This is a genomic window from Paraburkholderia sp. SECH4 (assembly GCF_030511745.1).
Taxonomy (GTDB): Bacteria; Pseudomonadota; Gammaproteobacteria; order Burkholderiales; family Burkholderiaceae; genus Paraburkholderia; species Paraburkholderia madseniana.
Genome location: NZ_JALOCP010000033.1, coordinates 55,726 through 75,167, shown reverse-complemented (window position 1 = coordinate 75,167; position 19,442 = coordinate 55,726). Strand labels below are relative to the sequence as shown.

Annotated in this window: 17 protein-coding genes; 6 read left to right on the top strand and 11 right to left on the bottom strand. The window is 63.4% G+C overall.

The features are described 5' to 3' along the window. The first annotated feature begins 204 nt into the window (after positions 1-204). The 4 genes from M0D67_RS32385 to yjfF all read left to right on the top strand — a co-directional run bounded on the left by M0D67_RS32385 (position 205) and on the right by yjfF (position 5,136). Positions 205-1,191 carry an ABC transporter substrate-binding protein gene (locus M0D67_RS32385; RefSeq protein ID WP_154565790.1) on the top strand — a complete coding sequence of 329 codons (987 nt, stop codon included), beginning with the start codon at positions 205-207 and terminating at the stop codon, positions 1,189-1,191. A gap of 209 nt (positions 1,192-1,400) precedes the next feature. Beyond that, positions 1,401-3,011 carry a sugar ABC transporter ATP-binding protein gene (locus M0D67_RS32380; protein WP_266241031.1) on the top strand — a complete coding sequence of 537 codons (1,611 nt, stop codon included), beginning with the start codon at positions 1,401-1,403 and terminating at the stop codon, positions 3,009-3,011. Continuing rightward, positions 3,008-4,039 (top strand): ABC transporter permease, encoded by a 1,032-nt coding sequence (locus M0D67_RS32375; RefSeq protein WP_266241030.1) that lies wholly within the window; start codon positions 3,008-3,010, stop codon positions 4,037-4,039. The genes M0D67_RS32380 and M0D67_RS32375 overlap by 4 nt, the downstream gene beginning before the upstream one ends. After that, the gene (gene yjfF, locus M0D67_RS32370; protein ID WP_266241029.1) at positions 4,036-5,136 is read left to right on the top strand and encodes a galactofuranose ABC transporter, permease protein YjfF; all 1,101 of its coding nucleotides are present in this window, start codon (positions 4,036-4,038) and stop codon (positions 5,134-5,136) included. The genes M0D67_RS32375 and yjfF overlap by 4 nt, the downstream gene beginning before the upstream one ends. A 22-nt stretch (positions 5,137-5,158) precedes the next feature. Here yjfF and M0D67_RS32365 read toward each other — a convergent pair whose 3' ends face one another. Together M0D67_RS32365 and M0D67_RS32360 are read right to left on the bottom strand one after the other, a co-directional pair. Then, the gene (locus M0D67_RS32365) at positions 5,159-6,460 is read right to left on the bottom strand and encodes an MFS transporter (RefSeq protein WP_266241028.1); all 1,302 of its coding nucleotides are present in this window, start codon (positions 6,458-6,460) and stop codon (positions 5,159-5,161) included. A 76-nt stretch (positions 6,461-6,536) separates the two neighbouring features. Beyond that, on the bottom strand, positions 6,537-7,316 hold the full coding sequence (locus M0D67_RS32360; RefSeq protein WP_266241027.1) for a putative hydro-lyase: 780 nt from the start codon (positions 7,314-7,316) through the stop codon (positions 6,537-6,539). 174 nt (positions 7,317-7,490) lie between these two features. Here M0D67_RS32360 and M0D67_RS32355 point away from each other — a divergent pair, with 174 nt between their 5' ends. Continuing rightward, on the top strand, positions 7,491-8,429 hold the full coding sequence (locus tag M0D67_RS32355; RefSeq protein WP_266241026.1) for a LysR family transcriptional regulator: 939 nt from the start codon (positions 7,491-7,493) through the stop codon (positions 8,427-8,429). Positions 8,430-8,461: 32 nt separating this feature from the next. Here M0D67_RS32355 and mdcH read toward each other — a convergent pair whose 3' ends face one another. Genes mdcH through M0D67_RS32315 form a run of 8 tightly spaced genes read right to left on the bottom strand, consistent with a single transcriptional unit; the run spans position 8,462 to position 15,639 of the window. Beyond that, entirely contained in the window at positions 8,462-9,400 is a 939-nt protein-coding gene (mdcH, locus tag M0D67_RS32350) for a malonate decarboxylase subunit epsilon (protein WP_266241025.1), read from the bottom strand. Further along, complete coding sequence (locus M0D67_RS32345; protein ID WP_266241024.1) at positions 9,400-10,092, bottom strand: malonate decarboxylase holo-ACP synthase; 693 nt, start codon at positions 10,090-10,092, stop codon at positions 9,400-9,402. The genes mdcH and M0D67_RS32345 overlap by 1 nt, the downstream gene beginning before the upstream one ends. Then, on the bottom strand, positions 10,092-10,907 hold the full coding sequence (gene mdcE / locus M0D67_RS32340) for a biotin-independent malonate decarboxylase subunit gamma (protein WP_266241023.1): 816 nt from the start codon (positions 10,905-10,907) through the stop codon (positions 10,092-10,094). The genes M0D67_RS32345 and mdcE overlap by 1 nt, the downstream gene beginning before the upstream one ends. Beyond that, a complete protein-coding gene (locus tag M0D67_RS32335) occupies positions 10,904-11,788 on the bottom strand; it encodes a biotin-independent malonate decarboxylase subunit beta (RefSeq protein WP_266241022.1) in 885 nt (294 codons plus the stop codon). Before M0D67_RS32335 ends, mdcE begins: the two co-directional genes overlap by 4 nt. After that, complete coding sequence (locus M0D67_RS32330; RefSeq protein ID WP_266241021.1) at positions 11,785-12,099, bottom strand: malonate decarboxylase subunit delta; 315 nt, start codon at positions 12,097-12,099, stop codon at positions 11,785-11,787. The genes M0D67_RS32335 and M0D67_RS32330 overlap by 4 nt, the downstream gene beginning before the upstream one ends. After that, a complete protein-coding gene (locus tag M0D67_RS32325) occupies positions 12,087-13,184 on the bottom strand; it encodes a triphosphoribosyl-dephospho-CoA synthase (protein WP_266241020.1) in 1,098 nt (365 codons plus the stop codon). Before M0D67_RS32325 ends, M0D67_RS32330 begins: the two co-directional genes overlap by 13 nt. 2 nt (positions 13,185-13,186) lie before the next feature. Continuing rightward, positions 13,187-14,857 carry a malonate decarboxylase subunit alpha gene (mdcA, locus tag M0D67_RS32320; RefSeq protein ID WP_154565780.1) on the bottom strand — a complete coding sequence of 557 codons (1,671 nt, stop codon included), beginning with the start codon at positions 14,855-14,857 and terminating at the stop codon, positions 13,187-13,189. Positions 14,858-14,865: 8 nt separating this feature from the next. Further along, a complete protein-coding gene (locus M0D67_RS32315; protein ID WP_266241019.1) occupies positions 14,866-15,639 on the bottom strand; it encodes a GntR family transcriptional regulator in 774 nt (257 codons plus the stop codon). A gap of 188 nt (positions 15,640-15,827) precedes the next feature. Here M0D67_RS32315 and M0D67_RS32310 point away from each other — a divergent pair, with 188 nt between their 5' ends. Further along, positions 15,828-17,126, top strand: coding sequence for an MFS transporter (locus tag M0D67_RS32310; RefSeq protein ID WP_171927927.1), 1,299 nt, complete (start codon positions 15,828-15,830; stop codon positions 17,124-17,126). 100 nt (positions 17,127-17,226) lie between these two features. On the opposite strand, the gene M0D67_RS32305 is transcribed toward M0D67_RS32310, so the two are convergent. Continuing rightward, the gene (locus M0D67_RS32305; protein WP_266241018.1) at positions 17,227-19,365 is read right to left on the bottom strand and encodes a TonB-dependent siderophore receptor; all 2,139 of its coding nucleotides are present in this window, start codon (positions 19,363-19,365) and stop codon (positions 17,227-17,229) included. Positions 19,366-19,442: the final 77 nt, after the last annotated feature.

Genomic DNA, 19,442 nt, shown 5'->3' with positions numbered 1-19,442 from the left:
CGAGCGAACCCGCAGCATTGCCCACGTCCACCGTTACTGCCGATACCGCCAGCGATACCAGAATTGGTATCGCTGACGCGAATCATATGATTGGACGGTTAACGCCCCAGACACTACGCTACATCACGATCCACGCACCGTGAGGGCCGCGAATGCCGGGCGGGTTCGATGGATCGCCTACACAACAACGATCAGGAGACAGTCATGGCGAATACACGACGCGCCGCATGTCGTGCGTTGGGCGCGCTTGCGCTTTGCTCGAGCATCGGCGCACTGGCGCTGACAGCGCCGGGCGCATACGCGCAGGACAAACAGATCACCCTCGGCTTCGCCCAGGTCGGCGCGGAAAGCGCATGGCGAACCGCCAACACCGAGTCGGTGAAGTCAGCGGCGGCGGACGCCAAGATCAAGCTCAAATTCTCCGACGCCCAGCAAAAGCAGGAAAACCAGATCAAGGCGATCCGCTCCTACATAGCGCAGAAAGTCGATGTGATCGCGTTCTCTCCGGTCGTCGAATCCGGCTGGGAGCCGGTGCTGCGCGAAGCTAAAGCCGCAAAAATTCCGGTGATCCTGACTGACCGCAACATCGACGTGAAAGACACGTCGCTGTACGTAACGATGATTGGCTCGGACTTCATGGAAGAGGGCCGGCGCGGTGGTCATTGGCTGGCCGATCACTATAAGAATGATCCAGGTCCCATCAACATCGCAGAACTGCAGGGCACGGTCGGCTCGGCGCCTGCCAACGACCGCCATTCCGGCCTGATCGAAGTGATCAAGAGCGATCCCAAATTCAAGATCATTGCGTCGCAAAGTGGCGACTTCACGCTTGCCGGTGGCAAGCAGGTGATGGAAGCATTTATAAAAACTTATGGAAATAAAATAAATGTAGTTTATGCGCATAACGACGATATGGCGCTCGGCGCCATCCAGGCGATGGAAGAGGCCGGCATGCATCCGGGCAAGGACATCACCGTCGTCTCGTTCGATGCGACCAAGGGCGGCTTCCAGGCGATGGCCGCGGGCAAGATGAACGTCGATGTGGAATGCAGTCCGCTGCTGGGGCCGCAACTGATGTCGGCGGTCAAGGACGTGGTGGCCGGCAAGCCGCTGCCCAAGCGCATCCTGACGGAAGAGACCGTCTTCCCGATGAGCGTCGCGGCGCAGACTTTGCCGACGCGCAAGTACTGAGGCGGAGTGTGATGGCTAACTGATTAGCTATCCATACGATAGACGCAGAACGCAAGCGAAGTACGGACGGATCGCAGGGGTTTCTCCAGTGGTGCCTGACCGCCTGGCTGCTTCGGCAGCGGGCGGTCTCTTTTCCGCAGAATCAGATTGCGCACAACGGGGCCAGCCTGAGCCCACCCGACCAACGCACCGCCGATCGAGCGAGGTCTATGACGCATCCCGCATCGGAACCCAATCCGCCGGCCATGAAGGCCGTCACAGGCGACGCTCGCGACGGCGCCGCCTCGAATGCACTCGAACCCATTCTGGCCACTACCGGCGTCAGCAAGACGTTTCCGGGCGTGAAAGCGCTGCAGCGGGTCGACTTTCGTCTGTTCCCCGGCGAGATTCACACCCTGATGGGACAGAACGGCGCCGGCAAATCCACCCTGATCAACGTGCTGACCGGCGTAGTCGCGCCTGACGCCGGTACGATCCGCCTCGGTGGCGAGACCGTCGCGTTTGCGTCGCCGCAGGAGGCGGAAGCGGCCGGCGTGCGCACGCTGTATCAGGAAGTGAACCTGTGCCCGAACCTGTCGGTGGCGGAGAACATCTTTGCGGGCCGGCAGCCAAAGCGTTTCGGCGCGATCGACTGGCCCGACATCAAGCGGCGCGCGCAGGCAGCGCTTGCCCGCCTCGACGTGACGCTCGACGTCACCAGATCGCTCGACGCCTATCCGATCGCCGTGCAGCAGATGGTGGCGATCGCAAGGGCACTGTCAGTCGACGCACGCGTGCTGATCCTCGACGAGCCGACCTCCAGTCTCGACGACGGCGAAGTCGCGCAGCTTTTCAAAATACTTCGGCATCTTAAGCAGTCTGGAATCGCCATTCTGTTTGTCACGCATTTCATCGAGCAAACCTATGCCATTTCCGATCGCATCACGGTAATGCGCAACGGCGAGCGTGAAGGCGAATATCTCGCGCGGGATCTGCCGGCCGATCAACTGGTCGCGAAGATGGTCGGTCATGAGCGCATGAGCGCGCGTTTGCGCGAGGCGGCACATGACGGCCACGCTGTTCATGAAGGGCCAGAGAGCAAGGACGCGGTTCAGCCGTTCGTCGAATTGCGCGGCGTCGGAAGGCGCGGCACGTTGCAGCCGATCGACCTCGACGTGCAGCCGGGCCAGATCCTGGGCCTGGCCGGCCTGCTAGGCTCGGGCCGCACGGAGACCGCCCGGCTGTTGTTCGGAGCAGATCGCGCCGACAGCGGCACGATCCTGATCGAAGGCCGGCCTGTGCGGCTGCGTTCGCCCCGGGACGCGGTGCGCCACGGCATCGGCTATTGCGCGGAGGACCGCAAGAAAGAGGGCATCGTCGCCGAACTGTCGATCCGCGAGAACATTTTGCTGGCGCTGCAGGCGCGACGCGGCTGGCTGCGCAAGATCAAACGGCATCGCGCGCAAGAAATCGCGGACATGTGGATCGAGCGTCTCGGTATCAAGGCAGCGGACGCCGAACAGCCGATCGGGCTGCTCTCCGGCGGCAACCAGCAGAAAGCGCTGCTCGCGCGCTGGCTCGCCACGAATCCCAAACTCCTGATTCTCGACGAGCCCACTCGCGGCATCGACGTCGCCGCCAAGTTCGACATCATGGACCGCTTGCTGGCGCTGTGCGCGAACGGTCTGAGCATCCTGTTCATTTCGTCGGAGATCAGCGAGGTGCTGCGCGTGAGTCATCGTGTGGCGGTGCTGCGCGATCGTCGCAAGATCGCAGAAGTGGCCGGCAAGGCCTCGAACGAAGACAACATTTATCGACTCATCGCGGGGAGCGGCGAATGAAGCTATCGAACTGGTTCGTGCGCGATGGTGTGGAGCGCCCGTTGATCTGGCCGTGCGTCACGCTGGTGCTCTTGTGCGCCCTGAACCTCCTGGTGAATCCAAATTTTCTTTCTTTGAGAATGCTCGACGGGCACCTGTTCGGCGCGCCGATCGACGTGTTGAATCGCGCTGCGCCGCTGGTGCTGGTTGCGACCGGCATGACGCTGGTGATCGCCACGCGCGGCATCGATATTTCGGTTGGCGCGGTGGTCGCGATCGCTGGCGCCGCAGCGGCCACGATACTCGTTACGCAACCCGCGCCGAGCGCCGGATTGATCGTGCAGGCCCTGGTCGCGGCGCTGATCGTCGGCGTGTTGAGCGGCATGTGGAACGGATTGCTGGTGTCGTTCGTCGGCATGCAGCCGATCATCGCAACGTTGATCCTGATGGTCGCCGGCCGTGGCATTGCGCAATTGTTGACTGCGGGGCAGATCATCCCGATCGGCGCACCGGGTTACCTGTTCGTCGGCGGTGGGTATTGGCTTGGCGTGCCGTGTTCGGTGTGGATCGCAAGCGTTGCCGTGCTGGCCACCGTGGGGCTCGTTGAAGGCACCGCGCTCGGGCTCTTCATTCGCGCGATCGGCGTTAATCCAGTGGCGACGCGTCTCGTCGGCCTGCGCTCGAAAGCGCTGGTATTCGCGGTGTACGGCTTCTCGGGACTGACCGCCGCGATGGCGGGCATCCTCATCAGCTCGAACGTGCGCAGCGCCGATGGCAACAACGCGGGCCTGCTGCTCGAACTCGATGCGATTCTGGCGGTGACGCTCGGCGGCACATCGCTGCTCGGTGGCCGCTTCAGTCTCGCCGGCACCGTGCTGGGAGCGTTGATCATCCAGACGCTCACCTATACGACTTATTCGATCGGCGTGCCGCCGGAAGCGACGCTCGTCGTCAAGGCGGCCGTGGTGCTGGCGGTGAGCGTGATCCAGTCGCCCTCGGCGCGCTCGCTCGCCATGTCGCTCTTCAGGCAGCGCGGGGTGGCGCGATGAGACGACTCCTCGAGGCCTGGGCTCATATCGTCGATCCGCGCACCTTACCGATCGCCGTCACTGTCCTGTTGTTCTGCGCCCTGTTCGGTTTCGGCTCGGTGATGTACACCGGCTTTTTCTCGTGGCAAGTGCTGCTCGATCTGCTGGTCGATAACGCCTTCCTGCTGATTGTCGCGATCGGTATGACGTTTGTGATCGTGTCCGGGGGGATCGATCTGTCGGTGGGCTCGGTGGTGGCGCTGACCACCATCGTCGAAGCGGTGTTGTCCGAACACATGCATTGGCCAGTCTGGTTGATCGTGCCGATCGTGTTGCTGATGGGCACGGTGTTCGGCGCGGTACAGGGGGCGCTGATTCACTTTTTCCGCTTGCAGGCGTTCATTGTCACGCTGGCCGGCATGTTCTTCGCGCGTGGCCTGTGCTTTCTGATCACGACGCAGTCGATCACCATCAACGATCCGACGTTCCAGAAAATTTCCGCGTTTCGGCTCAATATCGGTGTCGGTTCGGTGACGGCCAATGTGTTGATCGCCCTCGTCACGCTTGCCGCGGCGATCTATGTCGCGCATTTCACGCGTTTTGGCCGCAATGTGTATGCGATTGGTGGCAATCCGCGCTCGGCGTTGCTGATGGGCTTGCCGGTCGCGCACACGCGGATCGGCGTGTATGCGTTGAGCGGCTTCTGTTCGGCGCTCGGCGGCGCGGTGTTCACGTTCTACGTGCTGTCGGGTTATGGGCTGCAAGGGCAGGGTATGGAGCTCGACGCGATCGCGGCGACGGTGATTGGCGGAACGTTGCTGACGGGCGGTGTCGGCTATGTGATCGGTTCGCTGTTCGGCGTCGGCATTCTAGGCACGATCCAGGCGCTGATTACCTTCGACGGCACGCTCAGTTCGTGGTGGACCCGCATTGTGATCGGCGCGTTGCTGTGCGCGTTCTGCCTGCTGCAACGGCTGATCGAGCGGCATGCGAAATCGGTGGGGCGGCCGGGTGGCACCGGTGCTGTTGTGACGCCAGGCCGTGAGCATGGTCGCGGCGATGCACCAGCGGCGTCCGATTCCCATGTGATCGGACGCGCGCCGGAGCAGGCGTTATAGCGCGAGTGCGCGGCAGCGCGGCTTAGGTGCTGAGTTCCCGCCCTCGGGTTTCCGGCAACGTCAGCGCGGCGAGGATCACGAGTCCGTATGCCGCGGCGGCAAATACGCCGATCGCGTGACCGAGCGTCATGGTCTGCGAGACGTAGCCGATCAGGAACGGAAATGTCGCGCCGACTGCCCGCCCGAAGTTGTAGCAGAAGCCCTGGCCGGAGCCCCGAATGCGCGTCGGAAACAGCTCGGTGAGAAACGCGCCCATCCCCGAGAAAATGCCGGACGCACAGAAGCCGAGCGGGAAGCCGAGCACGAGCATCGTGAGGTTGTCGAGCGGGAGTTGCGTGTAGATCAGCGCGATCGCACACGAGGCCAGCGCGAACGTGATGAACGCGCGTTTGCGGCCGATCTTGTCGCTGACGTAAGCGCCCGTCAGATAGCCGCAGTACGAGCCGACGATCACCACCCCCAGATAGCTGCCGGTGCCGATCACGCTCAGATGCCGCTCGGTCTTCAGATACGTCGGTAGCCAGGTGGTCACCGCGTAGTAGCCGCCTTGCACGCCGGTCGCGAGAATGGACGCACGCAGCGTCGTCCAGACGATGTCGCCGCGGAAGATGTCGAGCAACGAGGGACGCGTTTGTGCCGCGGCTTGCGCTTCTTTCTGCTGCCGATGCACCTCTGGCTCTTCAACGAAGCGGCGAATCCAGATCACGAATGGCGCCGGCGCAATACCGATCGCGAACAGCACGCGCCACGCGTAGTCGGCCGGTACCCATGAAAACACGGCCATGAACAGCAGCGTCGACACGCCCCAGCCAATTGCCCAGCCTGCCTGTACAAGGCCTACCGCCTTGCCGCGGTCACGCGGACGGATCACTTCGCCGATCAGCACTGCGCCCGCCGTCCATTCTCCGCCGAAGCCGAGCCCCATCAGGCCACGTGCCCATAGCAGCTGCGAAAAATTCTGCGCCAGTGCGCAAGCCAGCGTGAAAACCGCGAACCAGAGAATCGTGATCTGTAAGGTCTTCACCCGGCCGATGCGATCCGACAGCACACCGGCCGCCCAGCCGCCGAGCGCGGAACTCAGCAGCGTGACCGTCCCGATGAGACCCGCATCGCCGCGCGTAATGCCCCATGTCGCGATCAGCGTCGGAATCACGAAGCTCAGGAATTGCGTGTCCATTGCGTCGAGCACGTAGCCGATCTTGCAGCTCCAGAACGCACGCTTCTCGCTAACGGAAATCTGCTGATACCACGCAAACGGGTTTTTGCCTGTGCCGGGCGCACTGTAGCGCTCGGTGTCTGCGGTCAACTGTACTTCGGTTTTCATAGCTGGGCTCCGGTCGTAGTCAGTGGCCGCGTCTTGGTGCGCGACTTGGGGTGGGGCAACTCAAATAGCGCCGCGGCTAGAGCATCGCCAGCGTGGTGTTGGGAATGTCGGTGACGAGCATGTGTCCCGGTTTGTGCCCGATTGCAAACGGCAAACGCGCGCTTTCTATCGCGGCTTGTGGTGTGACGCCACAGGCCCAGAACACCGGTAACTCGTCGCTGCGTACCTCGACTGCGTCGCCGAAATCGGGCCGCGTAATGTCGCGAATACCGATCAGCGAGGGATCGCCGATATGAACCGGCGCGCCATGTACCGCGGGAAAACGGCTGGTGATCTGGATGGCGCGGATTGCGTCGGCGGCTTTCATCGGTCGCATCGAAACTACGCGATTGCCGCCGAATACCCCTGCGGCCACGTTGCGTTCCCGCGTCCGATACATCGGCACGTTGACCTGCTGTTCGATATGGCGCAGCGGAATACCTTCACGCCGCAACATTTCCTCGAACGAAAACGAGCAGCCGATCGCGAACACCACCAGATCGTCGCGCCACAGTTCGTCGAGACTGCGCACCTCCTCGGCACGTTCGCCGTGGCGATACACGTAAAACGCGGGGACGTCGTTGCGTATGTCGAGATCGTTGCCGAGCGATGGGACACGCCATTCGCCGGGTTCGCCGATGCCGAGCAACGGGCAAGCCTTCGGATTGAGCGTGCAGAAGCGCAGGAAGTCGTCGGCGTATTGCCTGGGCAGGATCGCCAGATTGGCTTGCGCGTAGTCGCCGCAGTAGCCCGCAGTCGGCCCGGAAAGACGGCGGCTGCGAATCTGCTGACGAAACTCGGATGGCGTGTAGGACATGAACGGCTTGACTCCAGCTAGGTCCGGGTGACCGATGGAAGCCAGATTAGTAACGCCAAAAATATCCTTCCAGCGAGTTATTCTTGTGTTTTGTTAAATTAAACTTAACAGCACCGCCGGTGATTTTGCGGCGATGATCGAGTCTTTCGGGTCGCTGTTGGGAGAGCTAATGCAATGAATACCCGCTTTGTCGAAACGTTTCTGACGCTCGCCCGTCTAGGCAGTTTTCGCGCGACCGCTGCGGCAATGCACGCGACGCCCGCCGCGATTTCGCTACGCATCAAAACGCTTGAAGCAGAGTTGGGCGTCGAGTTGATAGAGCGCGATGCCGCCGAATTCCAGCTCACGGCGCATGGCGAACGGCTGCTCGCGCATGCGCGCTCGGTGGTGCAGGCCACGCGCTCGCTGCAACTGGCCGCACAGGACGAAACCCAGGTGACGAAGCGGTTGCGGCTCGGCGTCATCGAAACGGTGGTGCATAGCTGGCTGCCGGACTACATCCGGATGCTGAACGTCGAGTACAACCGCATCGTCGTAGACCTGACCGTCGACTCGAGCGCCGTGCTTGGGCCTCGTTTGCGCGCCGGCGAGCTGGATCTCGTCATTCAGGTGGAGGAAACCGGCGAACAGGAAGCGTCGATCGTTTCGACCTTGCTGGCGAGCTATCCGGTGCGCTGGATAGCGCGCAACGATCTGATTCCGGCGAGCCGTGCGAAGCATGTGCAGACTGTATTGCGGAAACCCGTGCTGACGTTCGGCCGTGGCACCGCGCCGCAAGTCGCCGTGGAGGCGATCGTGGAGATGCTCGCGAAGCGCGCCGGTGTGCCGCTTGCGGATACTCAGGTGACCTGTATGCCGTCGGTGGCGGTGATCGTGAAACTGTTGCGCGATGGCTATGGAATCGCGGCAGTACCGGCGCTGTTCGTCGAACCTTTTCTGAGCAGCGGCGAACTGGGGCAATTGCAGGTGCGTCCGCTGCCGCCGCCGATCGACGTTGCGATGATCTACCGCGACGACGCCGACGTCGGTGTGCTGGCGGCATCGCGCGTTGCACGCAGCGCGTGTGATCAGTATGCGAAGGCGATGGGGCGGCAGTTGATCGAGAGGCGGTGAGGCAGGGCTCGAGTCGGGCGAATGGCCGCGTCTTAGAGTCCATCCATACCGAGTCGCCGACGCGCAGTAGCGACCAGCTTGTCGAACCAGAAGGCACTTGCGGCAAGCGCAGTGGTCTCCGGAAAGTTCTCGCGCGCAATGTCCGTCAACACCTGGTCCGGCGGCGCTTCGATCAGCACGCGGGCGCCCATTTCCTGCATAACGGTGAGCGCGTCGAACCAGCGTACGGTGTGACGCATATTGGTCGCGAGATCGTCGCGAATGGCGTCTGCTGTGTACAAGGGGCGGCCGCCGCGATTGCCGATATAGGTAGTCTGTGGCGTGTGGAAAGGGACGTCTTTTGCGTACGCAACGAGTTCGTCCGTGGCATGCGCGAGCAGTTCGCAATGTGACGGCACACTTACCGCAAGACGCATGGCTTTGCGAGCACCTGCCGCCAGAGCGCGTTCGATGAACGTGTCCAGCGTGCCATTCGCCCCGGCCATGACGATCTGACGCGGCGCATTTACGTTGCCAATATAGACGCGTTGATTGCCCGCTTCAGCGTGCTGCGCGGCGAGTGTTTCCAGTTGGTACTCGGTCAAACCCGACACTGCCGCGAGACCGTAGCCGGATGGGTACGCTGTCTCCATCAACTCGGCGCGTTTGCGAACCATCTTTAACGCGTCGCCAAAGTGAACCGCGCCGCAACTGACCGCCGCCGCGTACGCGCCCACCGACAAACCCGCGCTGATCTCCGGCAAGAGTTGTTCCTCTGCCAGTGCGCGTGTGATCGCCACGCCCGCGGCGGTCAAACCGATCTGAACAGCTACGGTTGAGCGCAGGGCATCTGGCGTGTCAAGGGTGAGTACGTCGATGTCGAGCACCTGAGACGCTTCTTCGAGTGTGCCGGTCACGGCGTGATGCTGCGGCAGACGGTGCAGAAATCCTTCCGACTGCGCGCCCTGGCCGGGAAACAGAAGAGCAAGCATCAGGCATTGCCGTGAGCGGGCGCCCACGGATCGGTAACCAATTGCGGCCCGCGAGCATGGCGCGCCATCACGCGTGCTTTGTCCGCTGCCCACTCGGCCAGCGCAACGCCGCCTGCGGGCGTTTCCAGTTGCGCATCCACACGAATGCCGGCGCGTTGCGCGGTCGCTTGAAGATAGTCCAGCAACTGAATGGCGGCGTGGTGCGAGAGTTTTTCCGGTGCGCGAATCAGCAGATCGAGATCGCTCGAGAACGTGACCGTGAGAGTCTGCGTTGCCAGTTCGAAGCCTGCGCTGCCGGTCGGTCCCCAAACGAATCCAGCCAATGCGCTGGCCGTGTCGCGTCGTAGTGCAGCAAGGGCCGCGAAAGTCGGCAACGCATGGCGCGACGCAAGCGGGCTGCGTCGCGCCAACGCTTCCGGCGCCACGGCGATTTCAATATCGTCCCGATGCGCCCACGTGCCGTAACGCTGCGACCGCTCCGTACCGCGCAAGCCGATCGCCACGAAGCCGTCAGCGGCCAGTGCGCGTCGCACAACCGCATACGGCGCGCGCTCGAAAGACCCGCGAACCCACGCTGGCTCGCCGTCAAACTGTGGCAAGCGGTGCAAGCGCAGCAGATCATGCGGCTGCCAGCGCGCGTCGCACGACAACGCGTGATCGGCTGCAAACGGCGGCGCGGCGCAGACCTGCATTACACGGCATCCCATTGTTCGGCGAGACGCCGCCGCACTTCGATCGACGCCGCGCGATTCTTTTGAGCGGCAGCCGATTCCAGACGATGCGACAGATCGCGACCGCCAGCGCGCGCGCTGCGAATCTGTTCGGTCAATACCTGACGCACGCGCTCGATTTGCGCGGCATCGGGTGCGTCGGCGTCGATGCCTTCGATCAACTGATCGAGCAGGCCAAGCTTGGCGAACGACGTCATCGAGTACGACATCGGCACAATGGTTTCACCGAGCGCGTCGAGTGCTTCGACGGTGCGCCGCGTAACGCGCGCGGCCGCTTCCTTGCCCATTGCGTGAACCATCGTGCCCGGCGCTTCGAGTGCAACGATCCGGTTGGCCTGATAGCCGTGCGCGAGGAATGCGCCCGACATGGCGGGCCCGACGATCAGCGCGATCACCGGATGCCCGGCGTCGCGCGCCGATGCATAGGCATCGACCGCGGCGGCGCAGGCGAGGTGAATGCCGAGCATCTCTTCGCGGTAACCGTACGCCTGGCTTTTCACATCGACGATCGCGACGATTGGGCGGCGCGTACCGCTCGCTTCGTCCTGCGCAATGACCTCGCGTACAGCGCGTGCGAGCAGCCAGCCTTGTTCGAGACCGACGACGTTATCGGTCGCGCGCGGAAAGCGGTTGTCGGGATCGGGGACGACCGCAATGAAGTGCGCGGTCTCGCCGCCGAGCGACGCGTCGCCGCACCATACGGGCGCGTTACCGGACGATTCGCCGGCAAGTGCATGGAACCAGCGTGCGCCGCGGCTGAGGGTGGCATCGCTCATGCCTGCTCCTTGCGCGCGTTGTTCTGCGCATGTGGGTTGTACACGTCACGCATCGTTTCCGGCGTCACGCTGGCCGGGTCGATTCGCGCGAGGCGGTTGAGAAAAACGTCAACCTGTTCGCTGCGATGCGCAGCCGGCAGCCCTTGGGTGAATGCGGACCGCACGGCGGCGCGTGCCGCGTCCGCATCGTCGTCGACCAGTTGATCGGCGAGCGCGGTCGCGGCCCGTTGTTCGCCGCCGATCAATTGCCAAACGCGGCGCCGATCGCTCGCATCGAGTTCTTCAATACCGGCTTCCTGTTCGATCACTTCGGGGCCGTTCATGCCGAGCCGTCCCTGTTTCGTTACGACCAGATACGAGCACAAGGCCGCTGCCAGCGACATGCCACCGAAGCAACCGACCATCCCCGCGATCACGCCGACCACGGGCACATGCCGGCGCAACGCGACAATCGAGGCCTGAATCTCGGCGATGACCGCGAGACCGAGGTTAGCTTCCTGCAACCGCACGCCGCCGGTTTCGAACAGCACGACTGGGCGGACGATCTTGCCGCGTTCGCAGTCGCGCAAGGCCATCTCGAGCGCGGCGGCGATCTTGCTGCCCGACACTTCGCCGATACTGCCGCCCTGGAACGCGGACTCGATGGCAGCGACCACAGCCGGCTCGCCGTCTATAGTGCCGCGTGCGATCACGCAGCCGTCATCCGCCTGGCAGACGACACCTTGCAACGGCAGCCACGGCGATTCGATCTTGTCGAACGGTCCGAGCAGTTCGCGGAACGTGCCGGCGTCGAGCAGCGAGCGGGCGCGTTCGCGGGCGGGCAGTTCGATAAAGCTTTCGCGCAGCATCGGCGCGGGGTGTGCGGCGGCGACAGTAGTCATGCGGCGTCTCCCTGTTCCGCCGCTTCAATGGCCTCCGCGAGCCGCAGCGCGACGACGCCCGGTGTCGCACCGAAGTCGTTGATTTCGATTTGCGCTGCGCCGTCGTAGCGCGTGAAGAAGCGGTCGAGCACGCTCTTCCAGATGTGGCTGTAGCCGTCGACGCTGGTCCGCACGACCACATGCGCGCTCAGGGCCGCGCCGTTTTCGGCTGGCGACAGCAGGACTTCCAGATCGCCCGAACCGACTACGCCGACATGCGCGCGAGTCGTGACGGCGCGTTGCGCCGGATAGTCGAAGGTCAGATGTTCCATGAGGCTGAGCTCCCGCCGGCGTCGTGATGCGCCAGCATGTCGAGAAAGAGGGCGGCGGCGAGCAGATCGGCTGCGCCGCCAGGGGATGCGTTGAGCGACAGCAATGCGTGTTCGAGTGCGACGAGGGCGGTGTGCCCATCCGGCGTCGAGCTTCCGCCGGCTTGCAGCACGCGGCGCGCGCCGCGTTGCGCGGCGTGCAAACCGGGCAAACCCGCGCGATGCAGCAGACAGGTGTCGTCGAGCGACACCATGATCGAGAGCAGGGCGTCGACGCGCGCGGCGGTTTCGTCGATTCCTCGGGCCCGCGCTGCGAGTAAAGCGGGCAAGCCGATATTGACGACATGCGGGAAACCGTCTTGCGCTTCGCGGCGTGCTCCACCGACCTGATAGCGCTGCCGCGCGCGTTCACCGTGACTATCGGAGGGGGCGGCGAAGCGATCCGGGAAGCAGGCAGTTTGTGCCGCGAGCGTGCAGACGCGCGAAGCGCTCAGGTGCGCAGTGTCGCCCGTCATCGAAGCCCCCGCCACCAGCAAGCCGACGATCCAGATCGCGCCGCGATGCGCGTTGCTGCCGCCGGTGGCATGCAGCATGTCCTGTTCGCCGGCGCGGCCGATCTGCGCGAGTTCAGCACGCAAAAGCGCGGATGGTTCGCCGTGGCGGCGAGCCGCGCGGGCGAGCGCCGCGAAGGTTGGTTCCAACGCATGTGCCGAGCGCAGCATGGTGGCGAGATCGAGGTCGCGATGCGCACCGCTGCCGCGCCGGTCGACCAGTGCGGGTTTCGGCGTGAGTTGAGCCTCTTCGATTAGCGCGGACACCGCGAAGCGCGCGAGCTGTGCATCGGACGGTGCTGCCCGTACCCTAACCGCCTGCCTTTCTACCGTGTCTGCCGCGTGCAAAACCGTGGCGCGCTGGCGTGCCGGCGCGATGCGCCAGAGCACGTCGACGTCAGCCACTGGTTCGGCATACGCCGTGAACCTGGCCGTGCCCGTCTCTCTCCCAGTCAGCGCGGCCGCACGGGACGCGAGTTCCGCCTTCGCGTCCGGCATGGCGTCGGCCTCGCACTCGAGCAAAACAGCGGGCGCCATCGTTACCAGCTCCTGAAGCGGGCCGGCGGCTCGTACAGTCCACCCGACCACGTCACCAGATCGTCGATGCTGCGTGCGGCCAGCAACGAGCGCTTCGCTTCACCGCGTCGAATGCCGAGATCTTCCGGATACGCGACGATGCCACGCCGGCGCAATTCGGCGGTTTTCTCCGGCTTCGCGCGCAGCCCGATCGGCGTGACACCGGCCACCGCTGCCAACGCCGCACGCCGCTCGTCGATCCCTTCGGCCTTGTGCAAATACGCGATGCCTTCCTCGGTGACGACGTGGCTCACGTCGTCACCGTAGATCATCACCGGCGCGATCGGCATGCCGCTCTTCGCGCCGACGGCCACCGCATCGAGTTCATCGACGAAGGTCGGCTCGCCGCCTTTCTTGTACGTTTCAGCCATTTGCACGACCAGCTTCTGTCCGCGCGACACCGGACCCTGATCTTTCAGCAGCTTGAGCCATGCCTCGCTCGAATGACGCCGGCCGCGTGGATCGTGGCCCATATTCGGCGCACCGCCGAAACCGGCGAGGCGGCCGCGCGTGACCGTCGACGAATTGGCGTCCGCGTCGATCTGCAAGGTCGAGCCGATGAATAGATCGACGCCGTATTGACCGGCCAGTTGGCACAGCACACGGTTCGAGCGCAGGCTGCCGTCGTTGCCGGTGAAAAAGACGTCGGGGCGCGCTTCGATGTACGCCTCCATGCCGACCTCACTACCGAAACAATGGATGCTGTCGACCCAGCCCGATTCGATCGCGGGGATCATGGTGGGGTGCGGATTGAGCGTCCAGTTGCGGCAGATCTTGCCTTTCAGGCCGAGCGATTCGCCGTAGGTGGGCAGCAGCAATTCGATCGCCGCCGTATCGAAGCCGATGCCGTGATTCAGCGATGTCACGCCGTACGGTTCGTAGATGCCGCGAATCACCATCATCGCGGTGAGTACCTGCAGGTCGCCGATATGCCGAGGGTCGCGCGTGAAGAGCGGCTCGACGGCGAAGGGCCTATCCGCCTCTACGACTACGTCGACCCACGAACCCGGAATATCGACGCGCGGCAGTTCATCGACGATTTCGTTGACCTGCACGATCACGATGCCGTGCCGGAACGCGGCGGCTTCGGCGATGGTCGGCGTGTCCTCGGTGTTCGGACCGGTGTACAGATTGCCGTGACGGTCGGCCTTTTCCGCGCACAGCAGCGCGACGTGCGGCGTGAGATCGACGAACATCCGCGCGTACAACTCGACGTACGTGTAGATCGAGCCGATTTCGAGTTGCCCGTCTTCGAGCAGTTGCGCGACGCGCAAACTCTGCGGCCCGGCAAACGAGAAGTCGACCTTGTGCGCGATGCCGCGCTCGAACAGCGTCAGATGTTCAGGACGGCCGATGCTCGATATCAGCAGATGCACGTCGTGGATCTTTTGCGGGTCCACCTTGGCAAGCGCGCGCGACAGGAAGTCGGCCTGTTTCTGGTTGTCGCCTTCGAGCGCGACGCGGTCGCCCGGCTGAATCAGTGTTTCAAGCGCATCGACGATACGGTTGGTCGGCAGGACGCCGTCTTCCAGCCATGGTGCGATGGCCGCGAGTCGACGGTTCTTTTCGTCGCGGCGCGTGGTCCAGGAACGTGCGGTGGTGGACGCTTCGGTGGCTTCGGCGGATCGATTCATCGGCGGATTCAGCTCCCGGTGGTGGTGCGCGTGCGTCTGGCGCGCGGCTTGGGTTGATTCGCAAGCGCGGCTTCCGCCTGCGCGCGTTCGGTCAGGAAACGATGGAGCAGGTCGCCGGTGCCGAGCAGATGCGCGACAACCAGGGACTGTGCAGCGGGAATATCACGACGTTGTACGGCGTCGAGCAAGGCGGTGTGTTCGTTGTCCGACTCGCCTTTGTACGACGGCAGACCGAACTTCAGGCGCAGATACCGTTCGCCGCGCCGATGCAGCGTGCCGATCATGTCCTCGAGTTGCGGACGGGCGGCGGGCGCATACAGGCTCATATGAAACGCGACATTGCGTGCGACGTACAACGACGGGTCCGGCTCGCGTTCGGCGGCAAGGCAAAGGGTGGCGGATTCGCGCAGCGTGGCGGCCGTGTGATTCGGAATGGCGAGTCCGATGGCGAGGCTCTCCAGCGCGGAGCGAATCTCATAGATTTCGCGCGCTTCATCCGCCGACAACGGCGCGACGGTCGCGCCTTTATGCACGGCGGCTCTCGCCCAGCCTTCGCTTTCGAGCTGGCGCAAGGCCTCGCGCACAGGAATGGCGCTGACCGAAAAATGCCGCGCGATCGCGTCCTGCCGCAGCGGCGCACCAGGCGCCAGGGTGCCGTCGACAATCGCCGCGCGCAACGCCTCCGCGATGATGTGGGACGTGCTCTCACGCGGCGCCGCCGCGGGTAAAAGCGGGCTGCGCGCCGGGGCATCCAGGGGAAAACCATCTATTGCGTCGTTCATGATATTGAATATTATATATGAAATTGCGCACTTAACAGGCGGGCAAACCCGGAAAGTTTTCCACCACCCGGTGGCCTGCGATGTCCTCTCGTCGTTATACGAGGCACAGCGATCCACTGGCAAGCGCGCCATCTCGTCGTTCCCTTTATGTAAGTCACGTAAGCCAACCGCAGGGCCGGAGGAGCATGATGAATTCACTAACCGACCGCACGCCGGTCGTTCGGCGCCGCACGCCGCTCAATCGTTCGCAGATCGCAGGATTTTGGGGAGCGTGGGCCGGCTGGACGCTCGACGGGATGGACTCGTTCATCTACGCGCTCGTGCTGACGCCGGCGTTGACCGAGTTGCTGCCGCGCTCGGGGTATGCCGCGACGCCCGCGAATGTCGGCCTCGCCGGTTCGATTCTGTTCGCGCTGTTTCTGGTGGGCTGGGGGCTGTCGTTCATCTGGGGACCGCTGGCGGACCGCTTCGGCCGCACCAAGGTGCTGGCGGGCACCATTTTCACGTTCGCTATTTTCACGGGACTTGCGGCGACCTCGCACAACGTGTGGGAGCTCGCCATCTATCGCTTCATTGCCGGGGTCGGCATTGGCGGCGAGTGGGCGTTGGCGGGAACTTATGTGGCCGAGTCATGGCCGGAAGATCGCCGCAAGATGGGCGCCGGGTATCTGCAAACGGGCTATTACGCCGGGTTCTTTCTGGCGGCCGCGCTCAACTACACGATCGGCGTGCACTACGGCTGGCGCGCGATGTTCCTGACCGGCGCGGTGCCGGTCGTGGTCGCGATTCTGGTGCTGCTGCGCGTGAAGGAAACGGAGAAGTGGGAAAAGGCGGACGCGAGCACCGTGCGCGCCAAACCGCTGCGCGAAATTTTCGGGCCGACGTATCGGCGCCGCACGTGGGTTGCGTGCATTCTACTGACGATCGCGATTATCGGTTTGTGGGCAGGCGCGGTATACGAGCCATCGGCTGTTATCCAACTGGCGACGAAGGCCGGCATGGCGAAGAACGATGCGATCCGGACCGCGTCGCTGGCAACCGGCTTGCTGTCGATTTCGACGATTCTCGGTTGTCTCGCGTTGCCGCCGCTGGCTGAGCGGATCGGCCGCAAGAAGACACTGGCGGTTTACTTCCTCGGCATGGCGGTGGCGATTGTCGGCAGTTTTGGCTGGGCGTTCTATCTGCCGAATGGGCTCGCGCCATTTATTGCGTGGCTCTGCGTGCTGGGTTTCTTCGGCGGCAATTTCGCGCTGTTCAGCTTGTGGCTGCCGGAGCAGTTCGAGACCCGGGTGCGAGCCACGGCGTTTGCGTTCTGCACGTCGTTCGGGCGGTTTGTCGGAGCCGGTGTGAATTTTCTGCTCGGCGCGGCGGTGTTGCATATGCATACGCTGGGCGTGCCGGTGGCGCTCACGGCGCTGGCGTTTATCGTCGGCCTGTTCGTGATTCCGTTTGCGCCGGAGACGAAGGGAGAGGTGTTGCCGCAGTGAGCCGTTTTCACTATGACGACTGAAACGAACAACCGGGCGCAGTGCCCGGTTGTTCGTTTAACGCATCAACGCGTGCAGCGCATGTCACGCGTTACACCCCTCACATACGCCACCTTGCCGACACCGTCAGCGTGCGCGGCGCGCCCGGCATGTTGTACATATCCGCGTTGCCGTGCGCCGCGATGAAGTACTTGCGGTCGAACAGATTATCCAGCGTCAATGCCACGTCCACGTTCTTGCCGTGATACCCCGCGCCGAGATCGAACGTCACGAAAGAAGGCAAGGTGACCGCATCGCTCGCCGAGGTATAGCGCGCCGACTGGAACTGCGCACCGCCAGCCGCGTAGAACCCGTACTTCAGATCGCGCTTGATCCACACGCTCGCGCTATGACGCGGCATCAGTCCCGGCGTGTTGTTGTGCAGCACCAGCCCGGCTGAACTCGCTTGCGGCGAGCCGTCGACGTTTCCGTTCAGGTACGCATACCCCGCATACACGGACCACTTCGGCGCGATTTCTCCCGTGGTGGATAGTTCCAGCCCGCGCACGTGCTGCGTACCGATCGGCAGCGCGTAAGTCGGGTTGGACGGATCGGCGATCTGCTGATTGGTCTGCTTCATGTCGAACAGCGCGACGCTCGAGCTCGCGCGGCCCAGGTCGAACTTCGAGCCGATTTCGAAGCTGGTGGTCTTTTGCGGCGCCAGCGCCGAACCGTTGGCGAATGCGCCGCTGCTGATCAGCGTATCGGCGAGCGGCGAGAACGACTGGCTATACGACGCGTACAGCGACACCCAGTCGAGCGGTTCGTAAATCAGACCGACACGCGGACTCCACGCGCGATCCGTGCGGTCCAGATTCACGTGCGCCGAAGTGTAGTCGTTGCGGGTCTGCGTCAGATAGTCGAAGCGCAGGCCGGCAAGAATCTTCCAGTGCTCGGTCAGTGAGATCAGGTCCTGCGTGTAGACGCCGGCGAGTCCCAGCACGGTCGATGCATTCGTCTTCGCCGCCGTGCCCGGCTTCACACCCGGCAAATCGATGAGTTGCGGATCGTACAGGTTGTACGTTGCGACCTTGGTGGTCGAGTAGAGGGTGTCGAATTTCTGCTGTTGCGACAGCTCGACGCCGTACAGCAGCTCGTGCTTCATCCCGAACAGCGTCGTTTTCTGCGTCAATTCGAAGAGGCCGTCCACGCCGTGATCCTGGCGAAAGCGGGTGCTTTGATCGAGCGTGACGACCGGATTCGGCGCCGTCTTGATCGGCTCATACGTGACGTAGTTTTTGCGTTCGAGCGAGAAGTCGTACGCGCGCACGGCAGTGTGCAACGACAGCGAATCGTTGAAGCGGTGATCGAGCGATACAGTCGCGCTCTTCGCATCGACATCGTTATAGGACGTGTTCGCGGCGTCGGCCGAACCGTAGTACGTGTTGATCGGCACGTTGACCGGGCGGCCGAGATAGGCGGGCAGACCCTGATCCGAGGTGCGGCGGTCGTGCAGATAATCGGCTTCGATATTGAGGACGGTGTCCTTGTCGATGCGGAATTGCGCGGACGGCGCCACGGCCTGGCGATTCAACTGGAACTGGTCGCGAAAGCTGTTCGAGTTTTCGGCGGCGCCGGTGATGCGAAAACGCGCGGCGTCGTTCGCATTCCAGCCGAGATCGAATTCGCCGCGCCGTTCGCCTTCGGTGCCTAGCGTCACACCCACAGCTTGCTGTGGATTGGCCGTCGGCTTCTTCAGTACGCGGTTGATCAGGCCGCCGGCCGAGCCGCGTCCATAGAGCACGGCCGCCGGCCCCTTCAGCACGTCGACACGTTCGACGTTCGACAGATCGCGATAGTAGAGCGCATCGTCGCGAATGCCGTCGACGTATTGATCGGTGATGTTGTTGAAGCCGCGCAGGGTGATCTGGTCGCGCTGACCATCGCCGACCGAGAAACCGATGCCCGGCACGTTGCGCAACGCGTCCTGCAGCGAGGTCGCGTTCTGTTCGTCGAGCAGCGCGCGCGGCACGACGTTGACCGTCTGCGGCACGTCCATCAGCGACATGTTCATCTTGGTCGCGGTGTTCGAAGTGTTCGAGTCGTACGAGCGGTCGGCCGCGGCCTTGACGGCGATGGCGGGCAGCGTGCTGTCGGCCGCGCCGGCAGCGGGCGTAGCTTCCTGCGCCAGCAAAGGTTTGGCGCTGGCAAGAGAAGTGGCGAGCAGTAGCGCGCGGTAAGTATTCTTTTTGACGTTCATGGCGACGTTCTTCGAGTATGGATGGGTAGTGTTTTTGGTTTTGACGTGCAGCGTTCAGCGGAAGCGCCAATACAAAA